Genomic DNA, 16,587 nt, shown 5'->3' on the forward strand with positions numbered 1-16,587 from the left:
CTAGCGAAGTGCGGATTTGAGTTCGATGAACCGGCGAGTCGCCAACAGTCCGGCCGGATGGCTGTGGCAGCGGGCACAAAGCCAGGGCACCAGCGCGTGCATCTGCTCGTCCGGCGTGCGGCCTTGCAGCGCCTGTTCCAGGCTTTGCACATCGGGATCGTCCATCGGTGTCACGGGCTCGCACACGGCGCCCGAACCCCGCCGGGCAGTGGATTTCGCACCCTCATCCCGCCAGTCCCCGGCAATCCAGTCGTGCAGCAGTTGTTTTTCGTAGGGGCTGAACACCCCGAACATGGCCGCGCCTGGCCCATCGATCAGCGTCCAGAAACGGCTGCTTTGCGGATCTTCATGACGCTTGATCCAGCCTTTGTTCTGCATCGCCGCCAGGAACCCTTGCAACTGGCCCGGTTCCGAAAGCCACTGGTTGACGGTCTTGCCTTCGAACTTGCAGTAGTCGGAGTGCATGTGCTGGCCGAATGGGCGTTTGCGTTCGAGCATGTCCAGCACTTCGCGATCCAGGTCGAACGCGCCGATGATGGCCCGGCTGCCCTGCCCCAGGTCATTGAGGCGATAACCCAGCGTGACTCGCTGCCAGAAGGCCTCCCGGTCGGCTTCCATCGGCATCAGTTGCAACAGCGACTGCACGGCCTTGTGGGCGTGGCCGGTGCTGGCGTTGTCGATGGTGACGTGGAGGGTGAAATAGTACGGATCGATGTCCAGCTCGCTCAGCTCATAAGCACTGATCAGTAGATGCAGGGGCAATTGCTCGTAGCCCAGGTTGTAGCCGATGACCTCCGGCAGGTACTCGTCGCCGGCATAACCCAGGGCCAGTTGCACGGCCCCTTGCAGATACAGGTCATCGTCGATGTCCGGGGCGTCACACAGGTCGTGTTCGGCGAGCAGCTTGCGATAAAGCACCACGTGGTTCTGTGACGGATGACCGTCCCCCAGCTCTTCCAGGTAGGTGCACAGCAACCCTTCGAAACGGTGGTCGTGCCAATGACTGACCACGCCATACAGCCAGGCGCCGTCCACCCGTTTGGTCGGCGCAACGGCTTGCAGGAAGTACAGGGCGTGGGCCTTGTTGCTGAAGAACTCTCGCGGGCCGCCGCTTTTGCGCCGTTCCAGGTAATCCGCGTATTGCCGGGCGACGCCGGCGCTGTGGTGCTCGACCCAGGCCGACAGCGCCATGGGATCGTCCGGCATCTCCTGGGGCAGCGCCGCAGCCTTCGCGATGCATTGCTGGAGGAAGGCTTGGGCGACGGCTTGCTTGTCCGCGTCGTCAGGGCCTTGGAACAGCCGCTCATAGCATTGGCGCACCTGTCCCCCATGGGTGACAGGGTGCACGGTGGCTGGCCGGGATTGGAGGGGTGTCAGCGCAGTCATAAGGGCCTCTTGGGTTCTCGGCGGACGCTGAATCAGAACGTCTCTTTTGTTGCTGAGCGCTGGGAACGGCGAAAAATTCCATTGGGTTGAACGGCAGGCGGATAAACGGGGCGATGCGTAGATGATGGGAACCCTCGTTTCGCTTCAGCCCTCGAATGCTGAGAACCACCCAGTTGTAGATGTCGAGAGCGCTGTTGTGGCGAGGGAGCTTGCTCCCGCTGGGTCGCGAAGCGACCCCAATGCCGCGAGCGCTTCGCACTCGAGCGGGAGCAAGCTCCCTCGCCACGGGTTAGTCGGCACCGGGTTATCCAAGGAGCAACGATGACGTTCACAGTATGGGTAGCGGTGCTCGGTGGGGTGTTGCTGACCCTGGCCCTGACGGCCTCTTATCTGCGCTGGATGCCGGTCACCACCTCGGCGATGTGCCTGGTGCTGGGCGTTGCCATCGGGCCGCTGGGGTTGGGCGTGCTGAGGCTGGACATCAGCGACTCGTCGGTGTGGATGGAACACCTCACGGAAGTCGCGGTGGTGTTTTCGCTGTTCGTCAGCGGCCTCAAGTTGCGCCTGCCCCTCAACGACCGGACCTGGCGCGTGGCCTATGGGCTGGCCGGGCCGGTGATGATCCTGTGCATCGCCGGCCTGTGCCTGGCGCTGCACTATCTGTTGGGCCTGAGCTGGGGCGTGTCGATGCTGATCGGCGCGATGCTGGCGCCCACCGACCCGGTATTGGCGGCGTTGGTGCAGGTCAACGACGCCCGGGATGACGATCGGGTGCGGTTCGGCCTGTCGGGCGAAGCGGGACTGAACGACGGCACGGCGTTTCCCTTCGTGATCCTCGGCCTGTTGATGCTGCGTGAAGACGGCAGCGGTTTTCTCGGTGAATGGCTGCTGCGCAACGTCCTGTGGGCCGTGCCGGCCGGTCTGCTGGTCGGCTACTGGATGGGCCGTGGCATCGGCAAGTTGACCTTGTCGATGCGCATCAGGAATGCCGACAGCACCTTGTCGCCCAACGACTATCTGGCCCTGGCGCTAATTGCCCTGGCTTACGTCGTGGCCGAGTGGATCCAGGGCTACGGTTTTCTCTCGGTGTTCGCCGCCGGGCTGGGGCTGCGTCAGGCCGAGGTCAAATCCACCGATGAAACGGCACCGCCGGCGGAGCACCTGGTGCAACCGGTGGTGGGCCACGAAACCGTCGATCCCCAGCAAGCCGTCGCAGGCGATACCGAGTCGCTGGACGATGGTCAACTGGCCGCCGGGGTCATGATGAGCGACATGCTGGCGTTCGGCAGTCTGGTGGAACGGTCGATGGAGGTGTTCCTGGTGACGTTGCTGGGGGTTGTGCTGGCCAGCCATTGGGATTGGCGGGCCTTGGCGATCGGCGCCCTGTTGTTCGTCGTGATTCGCCCGTTGAGTGTGCTGGTGATTCCTTGGCGGCGATTGCTCGACGGACCGCAACGGCTGCTGATCGGCTGGTTTGGCATTCGCGGGATCGGCAGCCTGTTTTATCTGTTTTTCGCCTTGAACCATGATCTGCCGCCAGACGTGGCGCAACTGTGCATCAACCTCACCCTGTCGGTGGTGGCCTTGAGCATTCTGGTCCATGGGTTGAGCACCCAGCCTACGTTGGCGTGGTATGAGCGCCGTAAGCACTCGGGTTGAGCCACTGTGGAAGGAGATGAACGCTGTTGTGGCGAGGGAGCTTGCTCCCGCTCGGTTGCGCAGCGACCGCAAAGCTTGGGGCCGCTGCGCAGCCCAGCGGGAGCAAGCTCCCTCGCCACAATGATGCCCGACTTCAAAGGGTGTGTTTCAACCGCCTGGATCACTTACTTGGATATAAATCGAATACGCCCCCAGCAACACCCAGAACGTGGCGAAGATCCACGGTGTACGCAGCGAGAACAGCAATGACTTACGGTACCCCTTGTGGGTCGATTCGCGCTCGCTGAACAAGGGCGATTCGTCATAGGCCAGGCCCATCAGGGGCTCGGCGCGCAATAGTTCGCTCTGCTTGAAATGCCAATGATCGATGATCTCGTAGGCCGCCTTGATGCCCGGCCAGGCGTTGAGCGAACTCAGGAACCCCAGCAAGGCCAGGAATGGCGGCACGATCAGCGTGAACAACTTGCCCCACTCCGGGTTCAGGTTGGCCATGCACGAGGCGAAGGCGATCACCAGGAAGGACTGGGCGGCCAGGTAAGCATCGGTTCGGTTGGCCAGGATGCTGGTTTCGTATTGGATCTCCCGGCGGTAGAAATCCAGCCGCTCCTTGGGCGAGCCGAACAGTTTGGCGTTGTGTTCCGTCAGTTCTTCTTCCGGGGTTGGCCCGGTGAGTATTCTGGGCATTGCGCAGGCTGTGCCTCGGTGATGATTCGGACTCATTAGAAGAACCCGGCGCGCGGCAAGTTCAAGCCAATGGACCACAGGTGCGGCGAAATCCGAGGAAACGCTGCGCAACGGCAAAGGTCTCTAGTGGCGTAAGGGCAAGAGGACGGTTTGCGTGGATTATCTTGGATGGGTGCAATGGCCAGCGATGCTCGTGACGGTGCTGGCCGCCTGGCTGATCGGCTCACGCCAACCCCGACGTCGGGTGGCGGGCTTCAGTTGTTTTATCGCGAGCAATATTTTGTGGGTGATCTGGGGTTTGCATACCGATGCGTATGCGCTGATCGTGTTGCAGTTTTGCCTGTGTGCGATGAATTTGCGTGGGTTCAAGAAAAACACCGAATAGGCGAAGGCGGCTGCTCTGGTGGCGAGGGAGCTTGCTCCCGCTCGGGCGCGTAGCGCTCGCCTGCTTTTGGGGCCGCTTCGCAGCCCAGCGGGAGCAAGCTCCCTCGCCACTGGAGACGAATACCTTCCTGGCTATTTCATCGTCTGCCCAATGATCTGCATCAAATCGATCTGCTTGAACGGCTTGATCAACCGAGGCAGTTGCGCGGCGAAACCTTCCAGGCGTTCGGCATAACCGGTGGCCAGGATGATGGGCAGGGTCGGTTGGCGGTCGCGCAACAATTTCGCCAACTGCGCGCCGTCCATCTGCGGCATGGCCATGTCGGTGATCACCAGGTCGATGTCCAGGTTGCGCTCATACAGTTCCAGCGCCTGGGCCCCCGACGGCGCGCAAAGGACTCGGTGCCCCAGGTCTTCGATCAACAGGCGCGTGCTGGTCAGCACCAGGCTGTCATCGTCGACTACCAGCACCTTCAATTCATGGACCGGCGGTGCCGCGTCCTCGATCGCCGCTTTACCAGGGGCCGAATCGCCGGCCACTGGCAACCACAGTTCGGCGGTGGTCCCGACACCTTTCTGGCTCTTGAGCGTCAGGCGGCCACCCAACTGTTCCGCCAAGCCATGCACCATCGACAACCCGAGGCCGGTGCCCTTGCCGACGCCCTTGGTGGTGAAGAACGGATCCACGGCCGAAGCCAGCGTGGCTTCGTCCATGCCCTCGCCCTCATCGGTTATCGTCAGGCGAATGTAGCGCCCGGGGGCCATCGGCTTGTCCGGCGCGGCATCAGCCCCTTGCCGCTCATCGGCGGCGATGATGATCTGGCCGCCATGGGGCATGGCGTCCCGGGCATTGGTCGCCAGGTTGAGAATCGCCAGTTCCAATTGGTTGACATCCGCCAGCACCGGCGACAGCGCCTCGTCGAAACGGGTCTGGATGTGGATCGACGGGCCCAGGGAGCTTTGCAGCAATCCGCTGATGCCCTGCACCAGGGCCGACAGTTCGACCGATTCGTAGGTCAGTTTCTGCCGACGGGCAAACGCCAGCATGCGTTGGGTCAGCGAAACCCCGCGCAGCGCGCCCTGGGTCGCGTTTTCCAGCAATTGGGTGAGTTTCGGCTCGCTGGGCATGCGCTTGCGGACGATTTCCAGATTGCCAAGGATCACCGTCAACAGGTTATTGAAATCATGGGCAATGCCTCCGGTGAGCTGGCCGATGGCTTGCAGTTTCTGGGATTGAAACAACGCCTCGCGGGCCTGTTCAAGGGCCTGCTGGGCCTGGGTGGCATCGGTGATGTCGCGGGTGATCTTGGCAAAGCCCAGCAACGTGCCGGTGTCGCTGCGAATCGCATCGATGACCACGTGGGCCATGAAGCGCGTGCCATCCTTGCGCATCCGCCAGCCTTTTTTCTCGAAGCGTCCTTCGCTGGCAGCGATGCTCAACGCCCGCTGTGGCTCGCCGGCGTCGCGATCCTCGGGGGTGTAGAACATCGAGAAGTGCCGGCCGATGGCTTCCACCGGCAGATAGCCCTTGATCCGCTGTGCCCCCTGGTTCCAGTTGGTGACCTGGCCTTCCGGGTCGAGCATGTAGATGGCGTAATCGGTGACGCTTTGCACCAGCAGGCGAAACTGCTGCTCGCTTTGCTTGAGGGTTTCCTCGGCCATCTTGCGGTCGGTCAGGTCGCGAGTGATCTTGGCGAAGCCGAGCAAGGCGCCGCTCTGGCTGTCGATGATCGGATCGATCACCACATGGGACCAGAACAGCGTGCCGTCCTTGCGCACCCGCCAACCCTCGCCTTCGAAACGTCCCTCGCGCACGGCCGTGTCCAGCGCCCGTTGCGGCAGGCCGGCGGCGCGGTCCTGGTCGGTGTAGAACCGGGAGAAATGCTGGCCAAGGATCTCGGCTTCCTCATAGCCCTTGAAACGCCTGGCACCGGAGTTCCAGCTGGTGATGATGCCCGAAGGGTCGGTCATGTAGATGGCATAGTCGACCACCGCGTCGATGAGCAAGCGAAAGCGCTGTTCCTCGTTGATAAGCGGGGGCTTTGGGTCATTCTCGAGCATCTGGCCGGGGCATCCGTGTGGATTTTTTGCGGATTATGGAGCAAGTCTGGCGTTAGGAAAAATTATTGAGCCTAGGAGGTGAAGGGGCCGCTACGCAGCCCGGCGGGAGCAAGCTCCCTCGCCACGGGATCCAGACCGTCTTAAGTGAACAGCGTTGCCTGTGGGAGCGGGCTTGCTCGCGAAAGCGGTGGGTCAGTCTACATTGACGCCAAATGCACCGACGCCTTCGCGAGCAAGCCCGCTCCCACAGGGGAATTTGTGTGTTTCCGGGGTGACCGACCACCAGCGCGGCAACAGTTGCTGCACCCTGGCCTCGCCAAACCGATCGTCGATCAGCATCACTACCCCGCGATCCTGCTGGGTACGGATGACCCGGCCGGCCGCCTGTACGACTTTTTGCAATCCCGGATACAGGTAGGTGTAATCGTAGCCGTCGCCAAAAATCGCCGCCATGCGCTGTTTCATCTGCTCATTGACCGGGTTGAACTGCGCCAGCCCCAAGGTGGCAATGAAGGCGCCGATCAGGCGTGAGCCCGGCAAGTCGATGCCCTCCCCGAACGCCCCGCCCAGCACCGCAAAACCAATGCCCTGGCTGTGCTCCATGAAACGCTCGAGAAACGCCTGCCGAGGGGCTTCGCCCATGCCCCGCGATTGCGTCCAGAGGTCAATCCGTGGGTATCGCTCGGCAAACAGCCCGGCCACTTGCTGCAAGTAATCGAAGCTGCTGAAAAAAGCCAGGTAGTTACCCGGGCGCTCGCTGAACTGGCGGGCCATCAACGTGACGATCGGCTCCAGGGACGCCTGGCGATGGGCAAAACGGGTGGAAATACGGCTGACAACCTGTACGTCCAACTGCTCGGCCTTGAACGGCGACTCCACGTCGATCCACACCGTGTCGCCCGGCGTCCCCAGCAAATCCGCGTAGTAATGCCGAGGGCTCAGGGTCGCCGAGAACAGCACGGTGCTACGGGCCGCCGTCAGTCTGGGCCGCAGGAACGCCGCCGGCACCACATTGCGCAGGCACAGCGTCGAAAGGCTGCGCTGGCGGCCGAGCTCACGCTTGTGGATGTCGAACAGGAAGTGCTCGTCGAAGGTTTCCGCCACCCGGCCGAACTGCAAGGCGTCGAAGTAAAACGCCTGCAGTGCGCTGTCCAGGCCCTGGGGATGATCGTTGAGGTAATCGCCAATGGCGGTGGTGCAGGTGGCCAGGGCCTGGAGCAGTTTTTCCGGAAGTTTTTCATAGGCCTGGTAGGCCGCCACCTGGGGCGCATGCAAAGCGTTCCACTGGCGATTGACCCGTTCCAGGGATTTCTTCAGCGCTTCGGGGGCAGTCTTGCGCACACCGCTCAGCGTGGCCTGGTCGAGGGTCGCGCTGTACATCTGCCGTCCGCGCTCCACCAGGTTATGGGCCTCGTCCACCAGTGTCGCGACGGTCCAGTTATTGGCCTGGGCCAGGCCAAAGAGCAAGGCACTGAAGTCGAAGTAATAGTTGTAGTCGGCGACCACCACGTCGGTCCAACGGGCCATTTCCTGGCTGAGGTAATACGGGCATACCTCGTGGGCCAGGGCAATTTCGCGCAACGCCGCCTGATCGAGCATGGCGACCCGACTCGCCGCTGCCCGGGCGCCCGGCAGGCGGTCATAAAACCCACGGGCCAGCGGGCAGGATTCGCCATGGCAGGCTTTGTCCGGGTGTTCGCAGGCTTTGTCCCGGGCGATCATTTCCAGCACCCGCAACGGCATCGACGGCGCGCTGTCGGTGATCACGCGCGCCGCGTCCAGGGCCAGCTTGCGTCCCGGGGTTTTCGCCGTGAGGAAGTAGACCTTGTCCAATTGCTGCGGCGCCAGGGCCTTGAGCATCGGGAACAAGGTGCCAACGGTCTTGCCGATGCCGGTGGGCGCCTGGGCCATCAGGCAGCGGCCGGTGCTGACCGCCTTGAATACCGATTCGGCCAAGTGCCGTTGCCCCGGCCTGAAACCCGCATGGGGAAATACCAGCGCCTGGGCGCCGAGGTTACGCGCCTGTCGATGGGCCATTTCCTGCTCGGCCCAGGCCAGGAACGCCGCGCATTGTTCCTCGAAAAAGGCTTGCAACTGCGGTGCCTCGAAGCGTTGCGCGAAGCGGGTTTCCTTTTCGCTGACGATGTCGAAATACACCAGGGCCACGTCGATGCGCGGCAACTGCAGCTTCTGGCACATCAGCCAGCCATAGATTTTTGCCTGGGCCCAATGCAACTGGCGGTGGTTGGCCGGCTGTTTGCTCAGGTCGCCCCGGTAGGTCTTCACTTCTTCAAGGCACTGGTGGGCCGGGTCATAGCCGTCGGCCCGGCCTTTGACTTTCAGTGTCTGGTAATGACCTTCGAGGGCCACTTCAGCCTGATACCCCTCGCTGCGCCGCGAAGCGACGGTGCGGTGGCCGGCAATGCCTTCCAGGGCCGTGGGCGACGGCGTGAAGCGCAGGTCCAGGTCGCCCACCTTGGCGGTGAACTCACACAGCGCCCGCACGGCGATGCTGTAGCTCTGCGCCGGAGTCATGGGGCCCCATCGCGAGCAGGCTCGCTCCCACAGGGGATCGGTGGTGCATCCCCCTGCTCATTCCCACAAGGTTCACCCCCTGTGGGGGCGAGCTCGCTCGCGATGGCGGACTCCGCCCATTGCACATAACAGACAGCGACGGGCATCTGGTGCTCATGACAGAACTCCAGCCAGCGCAGTTGGTTGTCTTGCAGGCGATCGCCGGGGCCTTTGACTTCGATCATGCGGTAGGTCTTGAGCTGCGGCCAGAACTGAATCAGGTCCGGCATACCGGCGCGGTTGGCCTTGATGTCCAGCAGCAGGCGCTGGAACCAGTGCTTGAGATGTTCGGCCGGCAGGCAATCGAGGGCCTGTTCCAGCAACGGTTCGGACAACGCGCCCCAGAACACGAACGGCGATTGCACGCCCCACTTTTCGGCGTAACGGCGGCCGATGGTCTGTCGATAGCGACCGTCGTCCAACTCCGCCAGGCAGACCGCGAACAACTCGGCGCGACGGGCATGGAAGTCCTCGTTGAGCAGATCGACCGGCCCGCGCTGGAACGGATGGAAAAACGCGCCCGGCAACGGCGCGAAGATCGCCGGCCAGCACAACAGGCCGAACAGCGAATTGATCAGGCTGTTCTCGACGTAATGCACCGGCGCGGTTTCGTCATGCAGATGGGCCTGGACGTGGTATTCCACCGACAAGCCTGGGTCGACGCGAGGCAGATGCAGGTCCAGGCGTTCCACTTCCCGGGCGATTGTCCGTGGCACTGGCGGGCCGCCCAGCTTGCGCCGCAGGCGAGGCACGATCCGCAGCAAGGCCTGGGTTTCGGCGGCGCTTTGCGGTGCCTGCGCCGCCGCCTCACCCAGTTCAAGGGCCAAGGCATATTCGCCCATGCGCTCCAGCACCCGGACCATCCGCAGCCGCGCGCCTGGGTAAGTGCAATCGCGATAGATGCACAAGGCCAAGGCAAAATCGCCGATGCGCTCGCCGTGCTGGCCGATCTGGAACAACAACTTGCCCCGGCGCCGTTCCAGCCACGGATTATCCAGGGACAGTTCGTTGATCTGGGCGACGATCTCTTCCATGGGCTCGCCGGCTTCGAAGCGCAGTTGGCAGTCGTGCAGGAACAGGCAGGCATCGACGTCTTCGCGGCTGCGCAAGCCCCGTGACTCGGTGCTGAATTCGACGGTTTCGTAGGTGAAGATGCCCAGGTCCGCCAGGACGAATTCCGACCAGTCCTGGTAAAGATTGCCAAAGAACATCAAGCGCAGCCTGTCGCACAGGTCCATGATCGTCAGGCTGTACAGCCGATCATCGAGCTGCGGACACCAGGCACGGAACGGCTGAGGTGGGCTGGAGTGATCCTCCAGGGCCTGGAGCCATTCGGTCTTTTTGGCCTTGGGGTGTTCGATCAGGTGGCCCAGGCATTGGAGGATTTCCGCCTTGAGCAACACCTCGAACAGTTCGACGAGCCCGACCGGGGCCTGTTCCTCGACCCAACCAAGCGCCAGCAATGGCTCGACGGCGACGCCAATGTCGCCGACTTCCGGGTAGTTGAGCTTGTTATGACGGAACCGCAGCCCTTTGCGCATCACCATCCGCACCAGCAAGCCTTGGGAGGCACGGGGTAACGCCGCGAAATCGTCGATGAAGCGCTGCTCTGCGCTGCTGAGCACATCGGCATAACGCTGGGTCAACCACGCCAGCACTTGCTGGAAGTTGTTCAGGTAGTAAAACGGATCGTCGAGAGAACGGGCTGCCACGGAAAGAAACGCCAAGGATGTCGAGGTACTGGTTATGCATACAGATAGCAGCTGTAAACCAGCCAGGCAACCGCAAAAGATGAACGGTCTCCTATATTTAAGGTGAAATCCTTCAGCTAGCGATGAACTTTCCTACGGTAAGCGAGACCAATGGCGGTTGACTAAGATGATGGCGCGGTCGAATCAGCTGCTCCGTGTCCTTTGGATTTGAGAGGTTATGGTTATGAACATGAAGTTTGTGGGCCTGCCCCTGGTTGCCGTGGCATTTATGGCGCTGGCTGGCTGCGCGTCGCCCACGGTGGTGACCTTGCAGAACGGCACCCAATATTTGACCAAGGACACTCCCAACACCCGCACCGTCGATGGTTTCTATGAGTTCGAGGATATTTCCGGCAGACAAGTCCGGGTCCGCGCCGATGATGTGGCCACCATTCGCAAGGAAGACTGATTCCAGTGATTCGCCTGGTAGGCCGCCATCGCGAGCAGGCTCGCTCCCACAGGTCTGGTGGTGACCACAAATGCTGCATACACCCATAATCCACTGTGGGAGCGAGCCTGCTCGCGAAGGGGCCTGTACATCCAACATCACCGTCAACTGACACACCGCTTTCGCGAGCAAGCCCGCTCCCACAAGACGAGCCGCTGGTGAACACAAATCCTGCATACGCCCCGCCCCCCTGCTCGCGAAGGGGCCTGTACATCCAACATCAATGCAAGCTGACCCACCGCTTTCGCGAGCAAGCCCGCTCCCACAAGACGAGCCGCTGGTGAACACAAATCCTGCATACCCCCGCCCCCCTGTGGGAGCGAGCCTGCTCGCGATAGCGGTATCAAGCGAACACGATCCCGTCGCCACCAACCTGACCGAGACCAACCCCCACCAGGGTCACGGAACTGTCACCGACCTTGAGCAGCGTGTCATTGCCCACCTGTGACAGGTACTCGCTGTCGTCATGACCTGTCCCGGCGCCCGGTACACCGAGGAACACCAGTTTGTCCCCTGCCTCATACCCCGTGATCCGGTCCTGGCCGAACGAGCCGTTGAACAGGAAGGTGTCACCGCCACCGCCCGCTTGCATCAGGTCATTGCCCGCACCGCCGACGAAGGTGTCGTGACCCGCGCCACCTACCAGCACGTCGTTGCCGTCCAGGCCAAACAGCCAGTCCCCCTTCGCACCCGCCACCAGGGTGTCGTTGGCCGCGCTGCCCTTGACCGATGACGCATACGCCGTCAGGTTGGCGCCGGCCACCAAGCCGTTGGCGGTGACGCCGTGGCTCACCTCATCCTTGAGCAGCCCCCAGAACAATCCGGACTCTTTACTGACCAAGGTGCCGATGTCGCGGGTGACGCTGATCCCGCCATGGGCATCGCGCATGTACAGCGTCCCGGCGCCGTCATGGGCGAAACTGAAATCCTTCACCGACTGCTGCAACTGCAGACTGTTGCTGCCCTGCCCGCCCTCGATCACGTTGTTGCCACCGCCATCGCGAAAGGTGTCGTTGCCGGCGCGACCTTCCAGGTAGTCGTTGCCCTGGCCGCCCTGGATCAGGTCGTTGTTATCGCTGCCGATGATGAACGTGCTGCCGGTGTGGATTTCAGCGTTGCGGTTGAGGTCCTGCACCCAGGTGTTGGCGCGCGCAGGGTCCGACAGGTTGGCGACAATGAGGGTGGAGTCTTTTTCGGTGAGGTCGTAGAACGCCGAGTTCATGATCCGGCCCAGGCCATCGCTGTAGCCGCTGGGCAGGTGGGAAACCCAGGTGGGGATGTTGAGGATGGAAAACGGCAACACGTTCCAGGCCGCCGAAGCGTAGTGGTCATTGAAACTGACGATGTTGTTGGTGGCGGATTCCTGTTGCCCATCGTGCACACCCACCGAGGCGAGGTTGAACGTCGAGCCGTCCAGGGCGCGGAACACCGGATCGTTCTCGTAGCCGATGTTCAAGACCTTGTCGGTACTGCTCTGGGTCGGCGAGGCGTAGGCGATGTAATTGGCATCGGCATAGAAGCCTGACCATTGGTGGGAGCTCAAGTCCGCCAGGCTGTTGACCGCCAGCCCACCCAGGCTGTGGCCGCTGACCAGCACGTCCGCGCCCGTGAGCCCATGGGCCTGGGCAAACTTCGCGACGTCCTCCAGCAGGCTGCCAAAGGCTTCGCCGGCGTAGTTTTTCGCATAATCCTTGGGGCCCAGCGCGGCCATCAGGTCGTTGATCACGTCGCCAATGGAATCGCCAATCAGGTTTTCCCGTGGGCCACTGGTGCCGCGAAACGACACGCCGATTTCCTGCAACTGCCCCGTTGCGTCGTACTTGCCAAGGATCTCGACCTGCGCGGTGGTGTAGCCGGCCTTTTCGCCAAAGAACGTCCCGCGAGCATCCACCTTGCCGGCGTAGCCCAGTTGCTCGGCGCTGATGGGTGTCCAACCGGCTTTCTGAACGGCTTCCAGGGCGAGTTTTTCCGAATCGGGATTCCACGGCACGCCGGGAATCACCCCTTGGGAATCAGCGCCCCCCAATAGCGCGGTGACCAGGGTCGCCGGCAGGCCTGCACCGAAGCCGTTGTGCTGGTACCCGGCGGCAAAGCCGTGGTCGAGGTTGTGGTAGGAATACAGCATGATCGCCATTGCGTCGCTGACCAGTGCCTTGGATTCGGTAGTGCCGAAGTTCTTGTAGTCGTAGATACCCATGGTGGTTGCTCTCTTTTTGTTGTTGGAATGCTAAAACCATCTGATGGAGGATCATTGTGGCGAGGGAGCTTGCTCCCGCTGGGCTGCGCAGCAGCCCCAACACGGTTGTCGCGGTGTGCCAGGTTGATCCGGTCAGCCTGTTTGGGGGTGCTTCGCACCCCAGCGGGAGCAAGCTCCCTCGCCACAGAGGGACCTGTTCAGCCCCTCCTTCTGCAGAAGTGCCTGTTCAACGCCTTCTCTTGGTCAGAACTGCCAATCCAGGGTCAAGCCCACGCCGTGGGTTTTATCCCGGGCGCCGAGCAGGCCGTTGTAGTCCAGGTTGACCCGCACATCCTTGGCGACGGCGAGCCCGGCACGGGCGCCGATCACGGCGGCGTTGCGGTCCATCGACACGCTCTGCACCGCGAAGGTGTTGCTGCTGCCGGCGAAGGCCAAATCCTGTTCGGACGAGGTGCTGCTCAGGTTGTGCTGCCAGCCGAGGGAGCCGGCCAGCTGCAGTTGCTGTTGATCCGACAGCGCCAGGGTGTGGCTGACCCGTATGCCCAGAGTCGAAAGCACTGCATCGCGCCGGTCGTCACCACCGTGCAGGGCCGCGTTGTCGCCTTTCTCATGGAAGCTGTCGCTGTCCAGGTGCACATAGGCCAGGTTGGCGAACGGTTCCAGGGCCACCGGTTGCACATCGAGGCGGTACGCCGCTTCAGTGAAGAGTTGGGTGGTCCGCGCATCACGCTTGGCTTTCTCCCGGCCACTGACGTCGCCCCATTGCAGGTCGCGCTTGACGTCGATGCGGTGCCAGCTGTGGGCGCCGCCGACGGTCAGGCGCAGCGCGTCGATCTCATGCCCCAGATAGACACCCAGGTGATAGCTGTCAGCCTTGGCCGAGGAATGGGTACCGTCGCCCATGCCCAGCGAAGTGTCGCTGTAGCCGGTGACGAAACCCAGTCGCGTCTGCTCACTGATCAGGCCATCGACACCGACCAGCAAGCCGCCGATGGAGCTGGTCGTGCCGGCGCTATCATGCCCGCCCTCGTTCTTGCCCCAAGCGCCCAGCACCTTGAACCAGGCATTGCTGCTGGCATCGGTCGGTGTACCGGCCTCGTAGAGCGCGTCCTGGCGCAGACGATCGCCCACGGCGTCACGCAAATGGCGACTGTCGTTGATCAATTGCGTGCCGATGGCCGGGTGGATTTCGCCGGACAACTGCTGGAACGCCTGTTGTGCCACGGCGGCGCTGGGTGCCAGCAACAACGCCTCGTACAGCCCGTTGCCCGCGCCCAATTGCTCGGCGGCAGTGGCCACGGAGCGCTGATTGGGCGTCAGGCCAAGGCTGGCAAATGACGCGTCGTTACGCTGGACGGCCAATTGAATGCCGCTGGCACTGTACGTCAGGTCGCCCCCCAGGAAGGCGTAGTTGGGCAACACTTCGGCAAAACGCCCATCAATGCCACCGGCAGCCTGCAGGATGTTGAACTGTCTACCCAGCAGACTTTTCACTTCGCCGGCCGTGAGCAGCGTCGGGCTGTTTTCCAGGGACAGCGACACCGTCGCCCCGTCAATGGACGCCTTGCCGCCAGCCACAATCAGGTCGCTGGAACTGGGCGAGACTTCCACCGCGTAGTTCGAACCGGGTTGGAACGTCACGTCGCCGGCCACCTGCAAGGTGCCGATGGAGTTGCCCGGCGCCACGCTGCCGCCGCGGTTGGCGGTCAGGCTGGCGATCCGGCCGTTGCCGCCCAGGACGCCGCCGTCGTTGACCGTCACGGCCGATGCCAGCGAACCATTGATCGCCAATCGTCCTTGATTGACCAGGGTCGGCCCGCTGTAGGTGTTTTCACCGGTGAGCACCAGGGTGCCGATGCCTGCCTTGGTCAGCCCGCCGTGGCCGGCGATGTCGTTGCGCCAAACGTCCAGGCCGCATTGGATGCCGCTGCACACCCGCTCCGTGGGTTTTCCGGCATCGATGATCGCGCCGATGCCCGGCAGGTCCGCCACGAACTGACCTGAACCGTAGGCGTCATCGATGCGAAACTCCTCGGGAATGTCCTGTTCGGTCACCAGCATCGATGGGCCGTCGATGGCCTTGCCCAGGTTGATCATGCCCCAGCCATACAACGAATCGACGCCCGGCGCGCCCATGTCGGTGGCGGTGGTGCGCAGCACGCTGGCGACCTGGGCACCGGTCATGTAGGGGAAACGCTCCATCAACACCGCCACGCTGCCGGCGACATGGGGCGCGGCCATGGAGGTGCCGCTCTTGTTGGCGTAGCCCACGGTCAGGTCGTCGGCACCGGTGCCGCCGATCACCGCACTGTAGACCCGGGTGCCCGGTGCCGACACGCAGAAACTAGCGGTATAGCCGCAGCGCGACGAGAAGGTACTGATGGTGTACGGATCGGGGCTGGCGGTGTCCGGGTTGACTTGCAGCGCCGCCACGGTGAGCCAGTTTGGCGCGATGTCCGGGACGAAATACGCCAGGCCTGCGATGGCATCGGGGTTATTGAGGTTGTAGTCGTTGCCGGCGGCGAAAATCGTCACGATCCCGCTGCGAGCCGCGGCGATGGCCCCTTCGTAGGCACCGCCGGGCTTGGTGCCTAGCAACGGCTGGATCTGATCGAATTGCAGTTGCGCATCCTGCACGGTGAAGTGCGGGAACGCCGGATCGCGGCCGCCCTGGTCGAAGCGGTCGGTGATACCAATACCCCAGCTGTTGTTGATGATCCGTGCGCCGCTGGCGATCAACGCGTCCCAGCCCGCCTTGTACACCGCGCCATCGTTGCCCCGGATGATGCCATCCTCGGGGCCCGGGTCGCCGTTGTCGGCGCTGATGATCTGCGCATCGAACGCCACGCCGTGCATCGGGCTGCCATCGCGACTGCCGGCCGCGATCCCACCGACGTGGGTGCCATGGGAGCCCAGCTTGCCGTCCGAGCCGACGGTCGGCGAGCCGTCGTAGCGAAACGGATCGCCGGCTTTCACCGGGATGTAGGGGTCGGTGTATTCGCGGATGCCGCTGGTGACCAAGGTCACGACCTTGTCAGTGCCGGAGAACTCGGGGTGCGCCGCATAGACCGGCTGGTCGAAGATCCCCAGCTTGACGCCCTTGCCGGTGTACCCGGCGGCGTAGGCCTGCTGCGCGTTGATCGCACCCAAGCCCCATTCGGCGTTGAATTCGCTGCTGCGCCAACTGTCCGGCTCACCCGCCCTGCCGCCCTCGACATAAGGCGCCGCCTGGGCCGTGCCCAAGGTCGCCAGTGCGCAGAGCATGGCGCGGTTGAGGGTCTTGAGCAGAAACACGCGACCTGTCGGTCTGGGTTGTTTTTTGTTTTCGATTTTCATCACGAACCATCCTTAGTTGTTGCAAAAACCCTGTGGTGTTCCTGGCTTTGTGGCTTGCCATGGCTTCTGTGGCTTACCCAGCCTGTGTGGCTTAACCAGCTTCTGTG

General features: G+C 62.7%; 10 protein-coding genes. 3 read left to right on the forward strand and 7 right to left on the reverse strand.

The window, feature by feature from the left end:
- Entirely contained in the window at positions 1 to 1,386 is a 1,386-nt protein-coding gene (locus tag HU767_RS02060) for an iron-containing redox enzyme family protein (protein WP_186728370.1), read from the reverse strand.
- Positions 1,387 to 1,707: 321 nt separating this feature from the next.
- On the opposite strand from HU767_RS02060, the gene HU767_RS02065 reads away from it, so the two are divergent.
- Positions 1,708 to 3,045, forward strand: coding sequence for a cation:proton antiporter (locus HU767_RS02065; RefSeq protein WP_186728371.1), 1,338 nt, complete (start codon positions 1,708 to 1,710; stop codon positions 3,043 to 3,045).
- 147 nt (positions 3,046 to 3,192) lie between these two features.
- Here the strand turns inward: HU767_RS02065 and HU767_RS02070 are convergent, their stop codons facing one another.
- Positions 3,193 to 3,729 (reverse strand): hypothetical protein, encoded by a 537-nt coding sequence (locus HU767_RS02070; protein ID WP_186706778.1) that lies wholly within the window; start codon positions 3,727 to 3,729, stop codon positions 3,193 to 3,195.
- A gap of 154 nt (positions 3,730 to 3,883) precedes the next feature.
- On the opposite strand from HU767_RS02070, the gene HU767_RS02075 reads away from it, so the two are divergent.
- Positions 3,884 to 4,114 (forward strand): hypothetical protein, encoded by a 231-nt coding sequence (locus tag HU767_RS02075; protein ID WP_186706776.1) that lies wholly within the window; start codon positions 3,884 to 3,886, stop codon positions 4,112 to 4,114.
- A gap of 131 nt (positions 4,115 to 4,245) precedes the next feature.
- On the opposite strand, the gene HU767_RS02080 is transcribed toward HU767_RS02075, so the two are convergent.
- The 3 genes from HU767_RS02080 to HU767_RS02090 form a co-directional block, all read right to left on the reverse strand.
- A complete protein-coding gene (locus HU767_RS02080; protein ID WP_186706775.1) occupies positions 4,246 to 6,174 on the reverse strand; it encodes a PAS domain-containing sensor histidine kinase in 1,929 nt (642 codons plus the stop codon).
- Positions 6,175 to 6,366: 192 nt separating this feature from the next.
- A complete protein-coding gene (locus HU767_RS02085; protein WP_186728372.1) occupies positions 6,367 to 8,709 on the reverse strand; it encodes an ATP-dependent DNA helicase in 2,343 nt (780 codons plus the stop codon).
- Positions 8,706 to 10,460, reverse strand: a complete 1,755-nt coding sequence (locus tag HU767_RS02090) for a VRR-NUC domain-containing protein (protein ID WP_186728373.1) — start codon at positions 10,458 to 10,460, stop codon at positions 8,706 to 8,708. The genes HU767_RS02085 and HU767_RS02090 overlap by 4 nt, the downstream gene beginning before the upstream one ends.
- Positions 10,461 to 10,683: 223 nt before the next feature.
- Between HU767_RS02090 and HU767_RS02095 the strand changes: the two genes are divergently transcribed.
- Positions 10,684 to 10,908 (forward strand): YgdI/YgdR family lipoprotein, encoded by a 225-nt coding sequence (locus tag HU767_RS02095; protein WP_186706770.1) that lies wholly within the window; start codon positions 10,684 to 10,686, stop codon positions 10,906 to 10,908.
- A 382-nt stretch (positions 10,909 to 11,290) separates the two neighbouring features.
- On the opposite strand, the gene HU767_RS02100 is transcribed toward HU767_RS02095, so the two are convergent.
- Positions 11,291 to 13,144: a polyurethanase gene (locus HU767_RS02100; RefSeq protein ID WP_186728374.1), complete on the reverse strand. Its 1,854-nt coding sequence runs from the start codon at positions 13,142 to 13,144 to the stop codon at positions 11,291 to 11,293.
- Between the two features lie 243 nt (positions 13,145 to 13,387).
- On the reverse strand, positions 13,388 to 16,408 hold the full coding sequence (locus HU767_RS02105) for an autotransporter serine protease (RefSeq protein ID WP_238349402.1): 3,021 nt from the start codon (positions 16,406 to 16,408) through the stop codon (positions 13,388 to 13,390).
- Positions 16,409 to 16,587 lie beyond the last annotated feature (179 nt).

It is taken from the genome of Pseudomonas sp. SWRI179, assembly GCF_014268705.1.
Taxonomy (GTDB): domain Bacteria; phylum Pseudomonadota; class Gammaproteobacteria; order Pseudomonadales; family Pseudomonadaceae; genus Aquipseudomonas; species Aquipseudomonas zanjanensis.

Bases quoted from the DNA above. Each gene is read 5' to 3' on its own strand.
- HU767_RS02060 (WP_186728370.1), bottom strand. From the start codon at position 1,386: ATGACTGCGCTGACACCCCTCCAATCCCGGCCAGCCACCGTGCACCCT.
- HU767_RS02065 (WP_186728371.1), top strand. From the start codon at position 1,708: ATGACGTTCACAGTATGGGTAGCGGTGCTCGGTGGGGTGTTGCTGACC.
- HU767_RS02070 (WP_186706778.1), bottom strand. From the start codon at position 3,729: ATGCCCAGAATACTCACCGGGCCAACCCCGGAAGAAGAACTGACGGAA.
- HU767_RS02080 (WP_186706775.1), bottom strand. From the start codon at position 6,174: ATGCTCGAGAATGACCCAAAGCCCCCGCTTATCAACGAGGAACAGCGC.
- HU767_RS02085 (WP_186728372.1), bottom strand. From the start codon at position 8,709: ATGACTCCGGCGCAGAGCTACAGCATCGCCGTGCGGGCGCTGTGTGAG.
- HU767_RS02095 (WP_186706770.1), top strand. From the start codon at position 10,684: ATGAACATGAAGTTTGTGGGCCTGCCCCTGGTTGCCGTGGCATTTATG.
- HU767_RS02100 (WP_186728374.1), bottom strand. From the start codon at position 13,144: ATGGGTATCTACGACTACAAGAACTTCGGCACTACCGAATCCAAGGCA.
- HU767_RS02105 (WP_238349402.1), bottom strand. From the start codon at position 16,408: ATGCTCTGCGCACTGGCGACCTTGGGCACGGCCCAGGCGGCGCCTTAT.